Annotated in this window: 13 protein-coding genes and 2 pseudogenes; 8 read left to right on the top strand and 7 right to left on the bottom strand. The window is 59.6% G+C overall.

The window, feature by feature from the left end; all coding sequences use genetic code 11:
• Nucleotides 1-164: 164 nt before the first annotated feature.
• From JFV26_RS03760 to JFV26_RS03770, 3 genes and pseudogenes are all read left to right on the top strand, one after another.
• A pseudogene (locus tag JFV26_RS03760) lies at nucleotides 165-2,096 on the top strand (putative nucleotidyltransferase substrate binding domain-containing protein).
• The gene (locus tag JFV26_RS03765) at nucleotides 2,093-2,800 is read left to right on the top strand and encodes a 3'-5' exonuclease (protein ID WP_201189831.1); all 708 of its coding nucleotides are present in this window, start codon (nucleotides 2,093-2,095) and stop codon (nucleotides 2,798-2,800) included. The pseudogene JFV26_RS03760 and the gene JFV26_RS03765 overlap by 4 nt, the downstream one beginning before the upstream one ends.
• 240 nt (nucleotides 2,801-3,040) lie before the next feature.
• Nucleotides 3,041-3,670, top strand: a complete 630-nt coding sequence (locus tag JFV26_RS03770; RefSeq protein WP_201189832.1) for a glutathione S-transferase — start codon at nucleotides 3,041-3,043, stop codon at nucleotides 3,668-3,670.
• A 189-nt stretch (nucleotides 3,671-3,859) separates the two neighbouring features.
• Here the strand turns inward: JFV26_RS03770 and creD are convergent, their stop codons facing one another.
• A complete protein-coding gene (gene creD / locus JFV26_RS03775) occupies nucleotides 3,860-5,230 on the bottom strand; it encodes a cell envelope integrity protein CreD (protein ID WP_201189839.1) in 1,371 nt (456 codons plus the stop codon).
• A gap of 235 nt (nucleotides 5,231-5,465) precedes the next feature.
• Here creD and JFV26_RS03780 point away from each other — a divergent pair, with 235 nt between their 5' ends.
• Nucleotides 5,466-6,476 (top strand): acyltransferase family protein, encoded by a 1,011-nt coding sequence (locus JFV26_RS03780; protein ID WP_201189841.1) that lies wholly within the window; start codon nucleotides 5,466-5,468, stop codon nucleotides 6,474-6,476.
• A gap of 13 nt (nucleotides 6,477-6,489) precedes the next feature.
• Here the strand turns inward: JFV26_RS03780 and creC are convergent, their stop codons facing one another.
• From creC to rloA2, 3 genes are read right to left on the bottom strand one after another with little or no spacing between them, the layout of a single operon-like run.
• Nucleotides 6,490-7,908, bottom strand: coding sequence for a two-component system sensor histidine kinase CreC (gene creC, locus JFV26_RS03785; RefSeq protein ID WP_201189843.1), 1,419 nt, complete (start codon nucleotides 7,906-7,908; stop codon nucleotides 6,490-6,492).
• Nucleotides 7,908-8,588, bottom strand: a complete 681-nt coding sequence (creB, locus tag JFV26_RS03790) for a two-component system response regulator CreB (RefSeq protein ID WP_201189845.1) — start codon at nucleotides 8,586-8,588, stop codon at nucleotides 7,908-7,910. The genes creC and creB overlap by 1 nt, the downstream gene beginning before the upstream one ends.
• Before the next feature lie 59 nt (nucleotides 8,589-8,647).
• The gene (gene rloA2, locus JFV26_RS03795; RefSeq protein ID WP_201189851.1) at nucleotides 8,648-9,154 is read right to left on the bottom strand and encodes a retropepsin-like aspartic peptidase RloA2; all 507 of its coding nucleotides are present in this window, start codon (nucleotides 9,152-9,154) and stop codon (nucleotides 8,648-8,650) included.
• A 259-nt stretch (nucleotides 9,155-9,413) separates the two neighbouring features.
• On the opposite strand from rloA2, the gene JFV26_RS03800 reads away from it, so the two are divergent.
• Entirely contained in the window at nucleotides 9,414-10,301 is an 888-nt protein-coding gene (locus JFV26_RS03800) for an acyltransferase (protein WP_201189853.1), read from the top strand.
• 1 nt (nucleotide 10,302) lies between these two features.
• Here the strand turns inward: JFV26_RS03800 and JFV26_RS03805 are convergent, their stop codons facing one another.
• Complete coding sequence (locus JFV26_RS03805; protein WP_201189855.1) at nucleotides 10,303-10,854, bottom strand: DUF2780 domain-containing protein; 552 nt, start codon at nucleotides 10,852-10,854, stop codon at nucleotides 10,303-10,305.
• A 309-nt stretch (nucleotides 10,855-11,163) separates the two neighbouring features.
• On the opposite strand from JFV26_RS03805, the gene JFV26_RS03810 reads away from it, so the two are divergent.
• The 3 genes from JFV26_RS03810 to JFV26_RS03820 are packed head-to-tail and all read left to right on the top strand — an operon-like array spanning nucleotide 11,164 to nucleotide 13,128.
• The gene (locus tag JFV26_RS03810) at nucleotides 11,164-11,757 is read left to right on the top strand and encodes a fasciclin domain-containing protein (RefSeq protein WP_201189857.1); all 594 of its coding nucleotides are present in this window, start codon (nucleotides 11,164-11,166) and stop codon (nucleotides 11,755-11,757) included.
• Nucleotides 11,758-11,812: 55 nt separating this feature from the next.
• Complete coding sequence (locus JFV26_RS03815; protein WP_201189859.1) at nucleotides 11,813-12,457, top strand: sigma-70 family RNA polymerase sigma factor; 645 nt, start codon at nucleotides 11,813-11,815, stop codon at nucleotides 12,455-12,457.
• Nucleotides 12,454-13,128, top strand: coding sequence for an anti-sigma factor (locus tag JFV26_RS03820; RefSeq protein ID WP_201189861.1), 675 nt, complete (start codon nucleotides 12,454-12,456; stop codon nucleotides 13,126-13,128). Before JFV26_RS03815 ends, JFV26_RS03820 begins: the two co-directional genes overlap by 4 nt.
• 141 nt (nucleotides 13,129-13,269) lie before the next feature.
• Here JFV26_RS03820 and fdhA read toward each other — a convergent pair.
• Nucleotides 13,270-14,468 (bottom strand): annotated as a pseudogene (gene fdhA / locus JFV26_RS03825) (formaldehyde dehydrogenase, glutathione-independent).
• Nucleotides 14,469-14,675: 207 nt separating this feature from the next.
• Nucleotides 14,676-15,533: a formyltetrahydrofolate deformylase gene (purU, locus tag JFV26_RS03830; RefSeq protein ID WP_201189863.1), complete on the bottom strand. Its 858-nt coding sequence runs from the start codon at nucleotides 15,531-15,533 to the stop codon at nucleotides 14,676-14,678.
• Nucleotides 15,534-15,546: the final 13 nt, after the last annotated feature.

Raw genomic sequence — 15,546 nt, forward strand, 5'->3', positions numbered from 1 at the left:
GGCAAATTGAGACGTTTTTCGCACAGAATATGTAGGACGTCTCTGAAATATCGACGTATCCACCGACTACCTAGACTTACGTCCAATGGGCACCCTGTGCGCAGGGGCCGACCATGGCTGAACGATCCGACAACAACAATTCAAAAAAGACTGCGGTAATAGTTATGAGTAAAGCGGATGCCTTCACCCAGGCAGGGAAAACCGCGGTATTGCAGAACATTCAGGGCACTTTGCAATTCCTCCAGCGCTTCCCGCCCTTCAATCAGATGGAGCATGCCCACCTGGCCTATCTGGTGGAGCAATGTCAGCTGCGTTTCTACGGTCCCGGCGAGAGCATCATCAAGCCCGCCGACGGCCCGGTTGAGCATTTTTATATCGTCAAACAGGGCCGAGTGGTTGGCGAACGCCCGCACACGGCCAAGGGTGGCACCGAAACCACCTTCGAAATCACCACGGGGGAATGCTTCCCCCTCGCCGCGTTGCTGGGGGAGCGGGCGACTCGTACCGAACATTTGGCGGCTGAAGATACCTTCTGCCTGCAACTGAACAAACTGGCCTTCATCAAGCTGTTCGCCCTCTCCAATACGTTTCGCGACTTTGCCCTGCGCGGGGTCAGCAGCCTGCTGGATCAGGTCAACCAGCAAGTCCAGCAAAAAGCCGTGGAAACCCTTGGTACCCAGTACTCGCTGAACACGCGGCTGGGCGAGCTGGCCATGCGTCACCCGGTGACGTGCAGCCCGGCCACGCCGCTGCGTGAAGCCGTGACCCTGATGCATGAGCAGCAGGTCGGCAGCATCGTGATCGTCAACGAGCAGAAAGCACCCCTGGGGATTTTTACCCTGCGCGACTTGCGCCAGGTTGTCGCCGACGGGACCAGCGACTTCAGTGAAGACATCGAGCGGCACATGACCCAGGCGCCGTTTTTCCTGACGCCGGACCACAGTGCTTTCGATGCGGCAATTGCCATGACCGAACGGCACATCGCCCACGTCTGCCTGGTCAAGGACCAGCGCCTGTGCGGCGTGGTGTCCGAGCGCGATCTGTTTTCCCTGCAACGGGTCGATCTGGTACACCTCGCGCGGACCATCCGCAGCGCCCAGCGGGTGGAAAATCTCGTGGCGTTGCGCGGCGAGATCGGCCAATTGGTGGAGCGCATGCTGGCCCACGGTGCCTCTTCGACCCAAATCACTCACATCATTACCCTGCTCAACGACCACACCGTGTGCCGGGTAATCGAACTGACCCTCGCCGAGAAAGGCGACCCGGTATAGCGTTCAGTTGGCTGTGCTTTGGCAGCGAAGGCCGGCGCGAGCAGACGCTGCACACCGATCAGGACAACGGCATTCTGTTCGAAGCCCGGACGCGGCGCATGCCGCCGAGATTCGCGGCAAGTTGCTACCCATCGCCCAGCAGATCAACCAGAGCCTGGCGCTCTGCGGTTTCACTCTGTGCAAGGGCAACATCATGGCCGGCAACCCCGAGCTGTGTTTGTCCCGGGCCGAGTGGGCCCGGCGGTTCGCGGCGTTTATCCGTGAGGCGACGCCGGAGAACCTGCTGGGTTCGAGCATTTATTTCGACTTGCGGGTGGTTTGGGGTGATGAACAAGGCTGCGAACAACTGCGTCGAGGGATTCTCGATCAGGTGGCGGATAACCGGTTGTTCCAGCGGATGATGGCCGACAACGCTTTGCGCAACCGTCCGCCCGTAGGACGATTCCGTGAGTTCGTACTGGCGCGCAAGAATGGTGAGAAAGCCACGCTGGACCTGAAAGTCCAAGGGCTCACGCCTTTTGTGGATGGCGCCCGTCTGCTGGCCCTGGCCAATGGCATCGAAACCAACAACACCCTGGAGCGCTTCCGCCAACTGGTGGCCAAAGAAGTCATCGAACGTCTGGACGGCGCGGCGTATGAAGAGGCGTATCACTTCATCCAGCAGACTCGCATGCAACAACATCAGTTACAGACCCGGAGAACTTGCCCTACTCCAACCGCGTCGATCCCGACAGCCTCAATCATCTGGACCGACGCATCCTGCGTGAATCCCTGCGCCAGGCCCAACGCCTGCAAAGCAGCCTGAGCCTGCGGTATCAGCTATGAGTCTGTTTTCATGGCTACGCCCCGCCGCCCCGCTGCTGCCCGAGGATCTGCAACAACGCCTGGAACGCTTGCCGGTCGGCGCCGAGTTGAGTGAATGCAGCCTGCGCGAGCAGCGCTGGGTGGTGCTGGATCTGGAAACCACCGGGCTGAACCTGAACAAGGATCGGGTGCTGTCCATCGGTGCAGTGGTGATCGAAGACGCAGCGATCGATTTCAGCCAGCAATTCGAACGCACGCTGCAATGTGCCGGTATGAAGTTGGCGCCGAGTGTGTTGATCCATGGTCTGGGCCCCAGCGCGATCGCCGCCGGCAGCGACCCTGCCCAGGCGCTGATCGAGTTCATGGAGTTTGTGGGCGACAGCCCGGTACTGGCGTTTCACGCGCCGTTCGATCAGCACATGCTCGGGCGCGCGCTGAAAGATCATCTGGGCTACAAGCTGCAGCATCCGTTTTTGGATGTGGCGGACATTGCACCTTTGGTCTGTCCACAGGCAAACATCCGCGAGGCCGGGCTGGATGAGTGGATTGAGTGGTTCAAGCTCAAAGTGTTTGAACGTCATAACGCCAGTGCCGATGCGTTGGCCACGGCGGAATTGGCGTTGATATTGTTCAGCCGCGCGCGGCAGCAGCAGATTCATAGCCCGTTGAATCTGCAGCAGCGGTTGAGTCAGTGGAAACGGCGGCAGCGGGCGCCTTCGTTTTAAAGTTGCGGTGTATTCACGGACGTCTTCGCGGGCAAGCCTCGCTCCTACATTGGAAATGCATTCCCCTGTAGGAGCAAAGCTTGCTCGCGAAGGCGGTGTGTCAGTCGACATCGATGTTGCCTGACATACCGCCTTCGCGAGCAAGCTTTGCTCCTACAGGTTTCGAGCCGCATTCCTGATCTTGAGCTATCGAGTCAACGCGCTATGCTGCCCGGCACTGCCATTGATCGAGACTCTGCCATGTCCGCCCCGAGCATGACCCTGTTCCACAACCCCGCATCGCCCTTCGTTCGCAAAGTCATGGTGCTGCTGCACGAGACCGGTCAGACCGATCGCGTTGCCCTGCAACTCAGCCAGCTCACGCCGGTCAGTCCGGACCTGGCGCTCTGCGAAGACAACCCGCTGGGCAAAATCCCGGCCCTGCGCCTGGCCGATGGCAACGTTATCCATGACAGCCGGGTGATTCTCGATTACCTCGATCACCAGCATGTCGGCAATCCACTGATCCCTCGCGAGGGCCCGGCCCGCTGGCGCCGCTTGACCCTGGCCTCCCTGGCCGACGGGATCATGGACGCTGCGGTGATGATTCGTTACGAGCAAGCGTTGCGCGCCCCGGAGAAACAATGGGAGCAGTGGCTCGATGCCCAGCGCGAGAAGATTCGCCGTGCCTTGGCGTTACTGGAAGCGGATGCGATTGCCGAGCTGAGCAGCCATTTCGATGTGGCGGCGATCAGTGTCGCCTGCGCCTTGGGTTACCTGGATTTGCGCCATCCCGATCTGGAATGGCGCGAGGCGAATCCGCAGTTGGCCGAGTGGTTTTTTGAGGTGAGTCAGCGGCCCTCGATGTTGGCGACGATGCCGAAGGTTTGATCTCAAGTTTCAGGGTCGGCCATTTCGGCCTCAAAAGATCGCAGCCTGCGGCAGCTCCTACAGGGATATACGTTCGGCGTAGGAGCTGCCGAAGGCTGCGATCTTTTGATCTTTCGGGAAACAACCCGAAAATCAGCGTCGCCAACACCTCCCCTTCCCGCTGCTCCTCACGCAACCCTAACGACCGGCTCATTCCACCGCTCCAATATCAAACGCCAACGGCTTGGCCGACTTCTGCCCAATCCCGTACCAGTCCAGTTTCCGGGTCAACACCATGAACACACCGAGCAGCCCGAACAGCAACAGAGAGCCCATCAGCAGCGCGTAATCCTCGGCACTCAACACGCCATAAAGCAAAGCGTACAACGCCGCCAATCCCGCCGAAAAACCCAGACCGTGGCGCACGCTGCGCAGCACGTGGCAGACATAGAACCCGATCAACAACACACACCCGCTCGCCGACAATACATACGCCAAGGCAAAACCAATGTGCTCGGACAGCGACAGCAACAACAGGTAGAAAAACGCCAGTGCCACGCCCACCAGCGCATATTGCACCGGGTGCACCGCCAGGCTTTTCAGCACTTCGAACAGGAAGAAACCGGCAAAAGTCAGGACGATGAACAACAACGCATATTTGATCGCCCGATCACTTTTGAGGTATTGGTCAACCGGGTCGATGAAGCTCACGCCAAAGCTGCGGCCGTTGAACGCGTCACAACCAGCGCCGGAGACACAACTGTTCAAGGCTTCCTGCAGGTTGGTGGAGAAAAACGAGGTCTGCCAATGGGCGGTAAACCCCTGATCGGTGACTTCACGCTGGGCCGGCAGGTAGTTGCCGATAAAGCTGGGGTGCGGCCAGTTGGCAGCCAACGCTACTTTGCTGGTCTTGCCCACCGGCAGTACTTGCAACTGGCCGGTGCCTTGCAAGCGCAGGTCGAAACCGAAGGCCAGTTGCGTGGCTTGTTTCGAATTCAACGCCGGCAGTGTCACGTGCACGCCCTCCCCCAGGAAGCCGACCTGGCTGCCCGGAACGAAGTCCAGGCGCTGACCATCGAGTTCCAGTTTCAGAGCGTTCTCGATGCCGCGGATGTCGCTGATACCGACCGCCAGAAACGGCTGGTCGAACTGATAGTCGGCGAAGTCTTCCTTGATGCCCAGTTGTTCAGGGATGGTGAAATGGCCGCTGATGCGGTTGTCGGCATGGAACAGCCGCGCTTCATAAATGCCCCGGGAACGCAGCTCGGTCTGGACCTGGCCATCCAGTTCGAAGTGTTCCGGGAGGAAGTACAGACGACCGCGTTCTTCACCGACTTCCTGGTAACGCTCGTTGGTCTTTTCGTTGAGCTTCCAGGTGCGCACCACTTTGCGATACGGCACCACCATCAGCGGCCCGGTCAATTGCTGGCTGTAGCTGGAGCTGCGAGCGATGTCTTCGAGCACGCCGTCACGCAGTTGCTGACGTTCCTGGATCACGCCATTGATCATCAGCAACGGGATCAGCAATAACAGAATCAGAAGGGCAATCGCCCCGAGTTTGATGGTCAGGTTGCGGTTCATGGGGTCTCTCCCTGTTCGAATGAGGGAGAGTCTGGGGCGGGTGTGTGGGGGGATTGTGGGGGCGATGTGGGGATTGTGTGGAAACTCCTGTAAAAGCCGATTGCACCTTGGCACACTGCGGCCCCTCAAGGCCATCTCCGGGTATTTACCCCCTGCGGAGTATTTTCCGGTCAAGTACATCTGAGGATTTTGGCCGTCGGTTTGCACCAAAGCAGACCAGGCAAGGAGCGTTCCATTGCGAAACAACTCGTTTGACCTGATCAGGCACCTTGCCGCCCTTATGGTCCTGGTAAGTCATCACTATGTGTTGGCGGGTATGAACGAGCCCGTCATTCAAGGTTACAACTCGCTGGGTGGTGTGGCGGTATTTTGTTTTTTTGCCATTTCCGGGTTGTTGATTACCCTCAGCTATTTGAATGCCGCCAGCCTTCAGGACTATCTGGTGAAACGCGTCGCCCGGATTTTTCCTGCGCTCATCGTTTGCTCATTCGTAATGACTTATGTAGCCGGGGCTTTTTTTGCAAGCGACTATGTCTCGGGGAAAGAAGCCCTCATCGACTTTCTGCGAATTGCAGCATTCGGGCGGGCAACTGTTGATGAGATAACCAGCGATTTCGTATTCCGAGAATCCTTCAACGGCAGCCTGTGGACATTAAAAATCGAGTTCGCTTTTTATATTCTGCTCGCGCTAGTGCTGACCCTGTACCGCAAAGCCATGATGCCTTGGACGCTGCTATTGCTGTTTTGCATAGCGACTTATGTGCTGGGCAACTACCCGATGAATGCCCTGGCGCAGAAGCTTCTGGTCTACTGCGCCGCCGGCATCGCGTTTTTTGCCGGGTCATTGATAGCCTTTTATAAAGACCACTTCAGTGGCGTGCGCACAAGGGCAATAACCCTGGTGGCTTGCTGTCTTCTGGTATTCGCATCACTGGGCACTTCGATGGCCTGGGTTCTGGCAACTCTGGGGATCAGCGTGGCAACCCTCAGTCTGGGTTTGCTGTACGTTGATAAAACCATCAGAGGGCGGTTCGATATCTCCTATGGCATGTACCTGTATGCCTTTCCCGTACAGCAATTGGTCATCAATAAAACACAACTGGCCTTCTTCCCGTCCATGGCCGTTTCAACCGTCATAGTCATTAGCCTGGCAACGCTTTCATGGTTGCTCATTGAACGACCGGTACTTGCCTGGGCCCATCGAAACAAGCCTCGTAGATCAGTACCTGATTCGGTGGTGCCTTGAGTCACCCAGGACCTCAAGGCAAGCGAACCCGAGCCTCGACGCCACCGCCCACATTGCCAACCCATAGTTGCCCTCCATGCAACTTAACCACCTCTTCAACGAAATTAAGCCCCAATCCTGTGCTTTTACGCCCACTGTCCGGCCGCGGCAGCGAGTAAAACCGCTCGTTCAAGCGTGGCAACGCATAGTCGGGAATCGCCTCAGCCTGGTTGAACAGCTTGAACTCAACCTGCTCACCAACCCGCTCGGCACTGAATCGCAAAACACCCTGAACCGGCGTGAAATCCAGGGCATTTTCCAGCAAATTGCCCAACGCCTGACGCAACAGGAACGGCTCACCGACCCACACCAGGTCCGAGGTAATCGCCTGTTCAACGCGCAACTGTTTGCTTTCAGTCCGCGCAGCCTGAGCGTCCAGCAATTCATCCACCAACGCGGCTAACGGCACTTCAACTCGTTCGTCCAGGCCTTGACGCTGCTCGACTTGGGCCAGGTTCAACAACCGCTCGATCAACTGCTGCATCCGCGCACTTTCGCTGTCGATGTTGCTGACGAAGCGCTGCTGCTGGGCCAACGGCATCTCGCCCTGCAGCAACTCCGCCGCGCCACGAATCGCCGCCAACGGGCTTTTCAATTCATGGGTCAGGGTATGTACGTAGCGCTCGACGTAGGCCTTGCCTTCAAGTTGCGTGCGCATCTGCTCGACCGCGGTCGCCAGTTGTTCCAATTCGCCGCCGCGATAATGCGGCACCTCGACCCGCCGGCCCTCGCTGACTGCCTGGGCATAACCGGTCAATCGCCGCAGCGCTGCGCTCAGCCACCAGGACAGCAACGCGCCGAACAGCAAACCGAGGCTGATCAAGCCCGCGCCGTAAGCGAACAAGCGTCGCTCGGTGCGATCGACATACGGTTGCAGCGAGCTATTGGGCTTGGCCACGGTGACCACGCCGATGATCTGACCGTTGTCGCGGATCGGCGCACCCACGTGCATCACCGAAGTGCTCGCATCGTTCGGATCGCTGCGGGTCGAGCGGGCGCCGTATTCGCCGCGCAGGGTCAGGTAAACGTCGTTCCAGCGCGAGTAATCCTCGCCCACTGCCGCGCCGCTGGAGTCCAGCACCACGATGCCTTTGGCATCGGTGACGTAGATGCGGTGGCTGACCTGATTCTTCGGCAAGCCCCAGATGGTCGCCTTCGGCTGCCGCTCGCCGTAGGCCTTGAGCAGTTGTGGCCAATGATTCTGGTTGAGAGTGCCGGCCTTGAAGTCATCGCGCAGGATCTCGGCCATCAGGTTGGCCGTGTCCACCAGGGTTTCTTCGGTGGACTGGCGCACACCCGGACGGATTTCCTGCATCACGGTGTTGAGCACGAAATAACCCGTCAGGCCGATAAACAGCACATAGACCAGGAAGATCCGGATTCCCAACGCCATCAGCTGTGCCCCGGGCTGTAGCTGTAGCCGAGGCCGCGATGGGTCTGGATCGGTTCGGCGTCGGCCCGCACCAGCCGCAGCTTCGCGCGCACGCTCTTGATATGGCTGTCGATGCTGCGCTCGTACCCGGCATCGGCCGGCACACCCAAGGCGTCGAGCAATTGCTCACGGCTGAAGACCCGTTCGGGTTGCTCCAGCAGGCATTGCAGCAGACGGAATTCGTGGCGGGTCAGGCTCAGGGGCTGGCCGCGATAGCTGATCTGCACCCGTTCACTGTCGACGCGAAACAGAACCGATGAAACGTCGGCCACGGTGCGGGGTGCCATGCGTTTGAGAATCGCCCGGACTCGCGCCGCCACTTCTCGCGGGCTGAACGGCTTGACCACGTAGTCGTCGGCGCCAATCTCCAGCCCTACCACCCGGTCGATTTCGCCGTCGCGAGCGCTGAGGAAGATCACCGGCACCTCGCTGAAACGGCGCAACTGCTTGCAAGTCTCGAAGCCGCTGATGTCCGGCAGGCCAATGTCGAGAATGATCAGGTCGGCCGGGGTCTGGCGTTGATGCTCAAGCGCGGCCTCGCCGAGGCTCACCCAGGTCGTGGTAAAGCCTTCGCCCTGCAACGCAAAAATCAACGTGTCGGCAATGGCCGCTTCGTCTTCGACAATCAGGATATGAGGCATGGCGTCCGAGCCCGGCAGTTAAGTTGCGCAACGGTGGCCCAAGCCTCACATCCCGTCAATCAGCAGTCAGGTTTATCCGCGGTAAAGCGCCGTGCCGGGTTCACCGCAGCGCCAAATTCGCGCAAGGCCTTGGCGCCGATCAGCAGCGGATAGTTGAAGCTGCTGCGGTCGGTGAGGTTAACCTCGACCGTGCGCTTGACGTTGCCCAGGCACAACTCCAGATCAACCACCGGACGCTTGGTCGGGGCGCTGACGTCCTTGTCGTCTTCGTCTTCTTCGGAGCGGGTCTTGATCTTGCTGATCCGCGCGATCTTGTGTTCGTAGACCTTGTTGCTCGCGTCCTTGGTGCCGAGACGGAAGCGCACCCAATCTTCGCCATCACGGCTGAAGGTTTCGATGTCCTTGGCCGACAGCGATGCGGTCAGGGCGCCGGTGTCCATTTTGGCCTTGAGGACTTCACCGCCAATTTCCGGTAGCGCGATGTATTCGTAACGCCCGTACAGGGTCGGCTCGGCGGCCATGACCGGCAGGGCCACGAGGGTCAGCAGTGCAAGGAGGGATTTCACGTAATGGGCTTCCTGGAAGAGTGGACAGCGGAATTTTAGACCGTTGCCTTTGAATTCGTTCGGCGTCTGCAAAACCGTAAGATCAAAAGATCGCAGCCTTCGGCAGCTCCTACGCGCCTTAGGGCGCTGCCGAAGGCTGCGATCTTTTCAGCCGACCTTCAGCATAACGCCGTAAAGGTGAAACATTCGTCACCACCGATTTGGCCTGCCGCCCGAAGCTGCTTATCATGGCGCGCCCAAATGCTTCCAAGAGTTACTTATGCGCCGCCTGCTCACCGGCTGTTTCGTTATCCTGCTGCTGTTGCTCAACACCCTGGTCCTGTTCGGGCCGCTGATGGTGTTTGCCCTGCTCAAACTGGTCCTTCCCGGCCGCTATCGCGATTACGCCTCATGGTCGGTGATGTGGATCGCCGAGACCTGGGCCGAAATCGACAAGCTGGTCTTCCGGCTGTGCATCCCCACCCAATGGGACATTCGCGGCGGCGATGACCTGCGGGTTGATACGTCGTATCTGGTGATCAGCAACCACCAATCCTGGGTCGACATTCCAGCACTGATCCAGACGCTGAACCGGCGCACGCCGTTCTTCAAATTCTTCCTCAAGAGAGAATTGATCTGGGTGCCGTTCCTGGGCCTGGCCTGGTGGGCACTGGATTACCCGTTCATGAAACGCTACACCAAGGCGTTCCTGGCGAAGAATCCTGAACTGGCCGGCAAGGATCTGGAGATCACCAAAGCCGCGTGCGAGCTGTATAAGCGTCAGCCGGTGACGGTGGTGAATTATCTGGAAGGCACACGGTTTACCGCAGTGAAAAGCGCTCAGCAGTCATCACCGTTCACGCATCTGCTCAAGCCCAAGGCTGGCGGTGTCGCGTTTGTGCTGGCAGCGATGGGCGAACAGCTGGACGCCATTCTCGATGTGACGATGGTGTATCCGCAGCAGCGGATTCCGGGGTTCTGGGATTTGATCTGCGGCAACGTGCCGAAAGTCATCATCGATATCCAGACCCGCGAACTGGACCCGGCGTTGTGGCAGGAGGATTACGAGAACGATCCGGTGTTTCGCGAAACGATCCAGAACTGGGTCAACCAGCTCTGGATCGAAAAGGACCGACGCATCGACGCATTGCGCGCCGAGAGCCGTTGAATCAGCTGCCAGCGCCCCAAATCCCGCCCAGGCTTTTCAGCAGTGGACCGCCGACGCCTTGGCCACCGAGGTACTGGAGGATCACCGGGGCAAATTGACCGACCATCCCGCTGTCCATGCCCAGAGCACCGAACGCACCGTTCAGGTCGCTGGTGCTCTTCACGTTGCCCATGGCATTTTCCAGGCCTGCCGACTTACCGGACGAGCCGAGCATCCCGCTCAGGGCGCCCATTTGACCGCCGCCAGACAGTTTGTCCAGCCCCGGCACGCTTTTGGCCAGTTGCGAGTAGTCGGTGGAGCTCAGTTGATTCTTCGCCAGCCCCAGCATTGCCCCGGTGCCGCCGACAGCTTGTTGCGGGGTGACGTTCAGTTGCGAAGTCAGCGCACCGAGCAGGCCCGCTGTTTGCGAGGTCGGCGCGGCATTAGTGGCCGCATCGCCGCCCTGCATGCTCGAAGCCGCTTTGGTCACATCGTCCAGGCTGAACCCGGCGAAGACCGGGCTGGCGGCCAGGGTCATGAGCGAAGCCAGTGCAAAACCGCGTGAAATCTTCATCGAGACAACCTCTTTAGGCATAAAAACCGCCCACCCATGGACGGCGAAAAACTGTGCGTTCGACTGGCATCCCCGGGATTGTTCCCGGACCTGAGAGTCTGTCGAGTTTTATGTAGGAGCTGCCGCAGGCTGCGATCTTTTGATCTTCAGCACATTCAGTTCCGCCAACAATCAAGATCAAAAGATCGCAGGCTTCGCCAGCTCCTACAGGGTTCGGTGTTTTTGCGCTGCATCCAGTCTAGCCCTCCCTGCGTATATCAAGCACGGACAGACACTCCTGGCCGATTCTCCCCCACAAGGATCACCCCAATGAAACGCACTTCAATCAAAACCCCGTTGATTGCCAGCCTGCTGACCCTGGCCCTTGGCAGCGGATTCGCCCTGAACAGCGTGCAAGCAGCGAGCATGAGTCATGACAGCGTGATGGTTGGCGGCCAGCCCATGATGCCCGGCAAAGACATCATTGATAACGCCGTGAACTCCGCCGACCACACCACCCTGGTGGCCGCAGTCAAAGCCGCCGGCCTGGTCGACACCCTCAAAGGCAAAGGCCCGTTCACCGTGTTCGCCCCGGTCAACTCGGCGTTTACCGCCCTGCCCGCCGGCACTGTCGACACCCTGCTCAAACCGGCCAACAAAGCGACCCTGACCCACATCCTTACCTATCACGTGGTCGCCGGTAAGCTCGACATGATGACTCTGGCCGAGAAGATCAAGGCCGGTGGCGGCACCGCCGAACTCACCACCGTTGCCGGCGGCAAGCTGTGGGCGATGATGAATGGCCCGCACAACATCGTGATCAAGGATGAAAAAGGCGACGTCGCCGACATCACCACCTATGACGTGAACCAGTCCAACGGGGTGATTCAGGTCATCGACAAAGTGCTGATGCCCAAAGGTTGAGCAGTGCTCGCCGGCCCTGCGCATCGGGGTCGGCGTTTTCCTGAGGTATCCGCCCGTGAATGGAACAACTGCGCGCCGTGAACTAACCTCTGCCTGCAACCGGCACCGCACGCAGCCCACCGTCGCTACCTCGATTGCCTGGAGAACCGTTATTTCCATCGCCGACACCGATCAGCTCAGGCAGCTTCTGGCCCAGTGTTCACTGGGTGACCGCCGCGCGTTCGAGACGCTTTACCACAGCGTCGGCCCGCGCTTGCACGGTGTCGCCCTGCGTTTCATGGGTCGGCATGACCTGGCCGAAGAGGTGCTGCAGGAAAGCTTCGTACGGATCTGGAACAACGCCTCGCGCTATGAATCGCATCTGTCGGCACCGCTGACCTGGATGATCAACATCACCCGCAATCAAGCCATCGATCAATTGCGCAAACACCGCGACCGACCGCTGACCGATCTTGAAGAACAGGCGCTGGAGGATGAAAGCCCTTCGGCCCATGAATTGTTAAGCAGCGCCCGCGAAGCCATGGCCCTGAACCAGTGCCTGGAAAGCCTCGAAGGCATGCAGCGCCAATCGATCACCGTCGCCTACTTTCAGGGGCTGTCCTGCGCTGAACTGGCCGAACACCTGGCCGCGCCGCTGGGCTCGGTCAAATCCTGGATCCGCCGCGGTATGGAGCGCCTGCGCAGGTGCCTGGAATCATGAACTATCAAACCCCGACCCTGCGCCGCGCCCTTGCCGCCGATTACGCCATCGGTTTGATGCCTGCTGCGGCTCGCCGGCGTTTTGAACAGTTGTTGCTGGAGGACGCCGCTCTGCGTGCAGAACTGGCGCACTGGCAGGACAGCCTGGTCAGCCTGACTGAAGCATTGCCCGAACAAGCGGTGCCGGATCGTGTGTGGCAAGGCATCACCGCGCGGATCGACCCGCAGGAACTGCATGTGCCAGAGAAGCGTTCGTTCTGGAACTGGATGCGGGTGACCGCAGCCATGTGTTCGCTAGCGGTCATCGTATTCCTGAGTGTGCTCTACAACCGTGATGAGGCGCGTTACAGCGCGACCCTGCTGACGGCCGACGCGCAACCGGCGCTCAAGGTACAAGCGCACGAGAACTACCTGCAAGTTGAGCCGTTGACGTTGGCGGCGGTTGATCCGGAGCGCAGCCTGGAACTGTGGGCGATACCGGCGAACGGCAAGCCCATTTCCCTGGGGGTGATTCCGGTGGGCGGCAAGGGCAAGGTTGAGCTGAGCGAGGCGCAGAAAGTGCTGATCGGCAAGCCGATTGCGTTGGCGGTGAGCCTGGAGCCGAAGGGTGGTTCGCCGACCGGGCAACCGACGGGGCCGGTGTTGTATCAGGGGGCGTTGGCGGCGCGTTGAGGAAACAGCAAGATCAAAAGATCGCAGCCTTCGGCAGCTCCTACAGGGAAATGTGTTCGGCGTAGGAGCTGCCGAAGGCTGCGATCTTTTGATCTACAAAAACGGCGACCCGAAGGTCGCCGTTTTGCGTTGCGTGAAGCCTTACGCCGCGCTAAACATCTTGTGCGGGTCGATCACAAACTTCTTCGGCACGCCGGCATCGAATTCGCCATAACCCCGTGGCGCATCATCGAGGCTGATAACTTCCACGCCAACGATGTCAGCGATGTGGATACGGTCCCACATGATCGCCTGCATCAGTTGGCGGTTGTACTTCATCACCGGCGTCTGGCCGGTGTGGAAGCTGTGGGATTTGGCCCAGCCCAGACCGAAGCGAATGCTCAGGCTGCCCATTTTCGCGGCAGCATCCACAGCACCCGGATCTTCAGTCACGTACAGGCCCGGAATACCGATTTTGCCCGCCACACGGACCACGCCCATCAGCGAGTTGAGCACGGTAGCCGGAGCCTCGTGTTTCACGCCGTCATGGCCATGACCGCGGGCTTCGAAGCCGACGGCGTCGACGGCGCAATCCACTTCTGGCTCGCCCAGCAGCGCAGCGATTTGTTCGTGCAACGGGGTGTCGAGGGACAGGTCAGCGATTTCGAAACCCTGCGCCTTGGCATGCGCCAGGCGAACGGTGTTGACGTCACCGATGATCACCACCGCCGCGCCCAGCAGGCGAGCCGAAGCGGCAGCCGCCAGACCGACCGGACCGGCACCGGCGATGTACACCGTGCTGCCCGGCCAACGCCGGCCGTCACTGCGCCGTGGTAACCGGTCGGCAGGATGTCGGAGAGGCAGGTCAGGTCGCGGATTTTTTCCATCGCGCGATCGCGGTCCGGGAGTTTCAGCAGGTTGAAGTCGGCGTACGGCACCATCGCGTACTCAGCCTGGCCGCCGGTCCAGTCGCCCATGTCGACATAACCGTACGCACCGCCAGGACGGGCCGGGTTAACGCTCAGGCAAACGCCGGTGTGCATCTCTTTGCAGGAACGGCAGCGCCCGCAAGCAACGTTGAACGGTACGGACACCAGGTCGCCGATTTGCAGGTTTTCGACGTCGCTGCCCTTCTCGATCACTTCACCGGTGATTTCGTGACCCAGCACCAGGCCGGTTTGAGCCGTGGTACGACCGCGCACCATGTGCTGATCGGAACCACAGATGTTGGTGGATACCACGCGCAGGATAACGGCGTGTTCAATCTTCCTGCCGCGCGGGTCCTGCATTTTTGGATAGTCGATTTTCTGTATTTCGACCTTGCCGTTGCCGAGATACACGACACCACGATTACCAGACATGCTTTCACCTCGCTGTTGTTTTTATGTAGCGGTCGCGTCGCCATGGATCGACGGCGCGTTGATTGCTCGGGTTAGTGCTTGTGTCTTTTGTTGTTTGTTATGGCCTCTTCGCGAGCAAGCCCGCTCCCACATTGGTTTTGCGGTGTACCCGAGATTTGTGGGCAGACACAAATCCCCTGTGGGAGCGGGCTTGCTCGCGAAGGCGTCCTAAAGAACGACCGTGCGATTGGCGTTCAAAAACACTCGTCGTTCAATGTGATAACCCACCGCCCGAGCCAAGGTCAGCCCCTCGATATCCCGCCCCTTGGCGATCAAATCTTCCGGGTAATGACTGTGGTCCACCGCTTCCACGCCCTGGGCGATGATCGGGCCTTCGTCCAGGTCGTTGTTGATGTAGTGCGCCGTGGCGCCGACCAGTTTCACGCCCTTGTTGTAGGCCTGGTGATACGGCTTGGCACCTTTGAAACCCGGCAGCAGGGAGTGGTGAATGTTGATCGCCTTGCCGTCGAGTTTGCGGCACAGCTCCGGCGACAGGACTTGCATGTAACGGGCAAGGATCACCAGCTCGGCGCCGGACTCTTCTATCACCTGCCACACCTGGCGCTCTTGCGACGGCTTGTCGTTAGGGTCGAGGGGGAAGTGGTAGTACGGAATCTGGTGCCAGTCGGCCAACGGTTTGAGGTCCGGGTGGTTGGAAACCACGGCGGCCACGTCCATCGACAATTGGCCGATGCGCTGGCGGTAGAGCAAGTCATTGAGACAGTGATCGGCCTTGGAGACCATGATCACCACTTTTGGCCGGTAGTTCGGTGCGGTGAGTTCGAAGATCATGCCGAAGGCCTGGCCACGCTCTGCCAGACCGGCGCGAAAGGCTAGCTCGTCGAAGCCGTCGGGCTGACGGAATTCCACACGAATGAAGAAACGACCCGAGAGCCGGTCATCGAAGGAATGGTGCTCGGTGACGTAGCAGCCCTGCTCGAACAGAAAGCGGGTCACCGCATCCACGGTGCCGAGGACGCTTGGGCAGTCGGCGGTCAGAATCCATGTGTCTGGGGCGCGGCTCATAGTGCGGTGACTC

Origin of the sequence: Pseudomonas sp. TH31 (assembly GCF_016650815.1) — a bacterium.
GTDB lineage: Bacteria > Pseudomonadota > Gammaproteobacteria > Pseudomonadales > Pseudomonadaceae > Aquipseudomonas.

What these genes read in the sequence shown, in the direction of transcription:
- JFV26_RS03810 (WP_201189857.1), top strand. Translation starts at nt 11,164, where the DNA reads ATGAAACGCACTTCAATCAAAACCCCGTTGATTGCCAGCCTGCTGACC.
- JFV26_RS03820 (WP_201189861.1), top strand. Translation starts at nt 12,454, where the DNA reads ATGAACTATCAAACCCCGACCCTGCGCCGCGCCCTTGCCGCCGATTAC.
- JFV26_RS03805 (WP_201189855.1), bottom strand. Translation starts at nt 10,854, where the DNA reads ATGAAGATTTCACGCGGTTTTGCACTGGCTTCGCTCATGACCCTGGCC.
- JFV26_RS03770 (WP_201189832.1), top strand. Translation starts at nt 3,041, where the DNA reads ATGTCCGCCCCGAGCATGACCCTGTTCCACAACCCCGCATCGCCCTTC.
- creC (WP_201189843.1), bottom strand. Translation starts at nt 7,908, where the DNA reads ATGGCGTTGGGAATCCGGATCTTCCTGGTCTATGTGCTGTTTATCGGC.
- JFV26_RS03800 (WP_201189853.1), top strand. Translation starts at nt 9,414, where the DNA reads ATGCGCCGCCTGCTCACCGGCTGTTTCGTTATCCTGCTGCTGTTGCTC.
- JFV26_RS03765 (WP_201189831.1), top strand. Translation starts at nt 2,093, where the DNA reads ATGAGTCTGTTTTCATGGCTACGCCCCGCCGCCCCGCTGCTGCCCGAG.
- creB (WP_201189845.1), bottom strand. Translation starts at nt 8,588, where the DNA reads ATGCCTCATATCCTGATTGTCGAAGACGAAGCGGCCATTGCCGACACG.
- purU (WP_201189863.1), bottom strand. Translation starts at nt 15,533, where the DNA reads ATGAGCCGCGCCCCAGACACATGGATTCTGACCGCCGACTGCCCAAGC.
- creD (WP_201189839.1), bottom strand. Translation starts at nt 5,230, where the DNA reads ATGAACCGCAACCTGACCATCAAACTCGGGGCGATTGCCCTTCTGATT.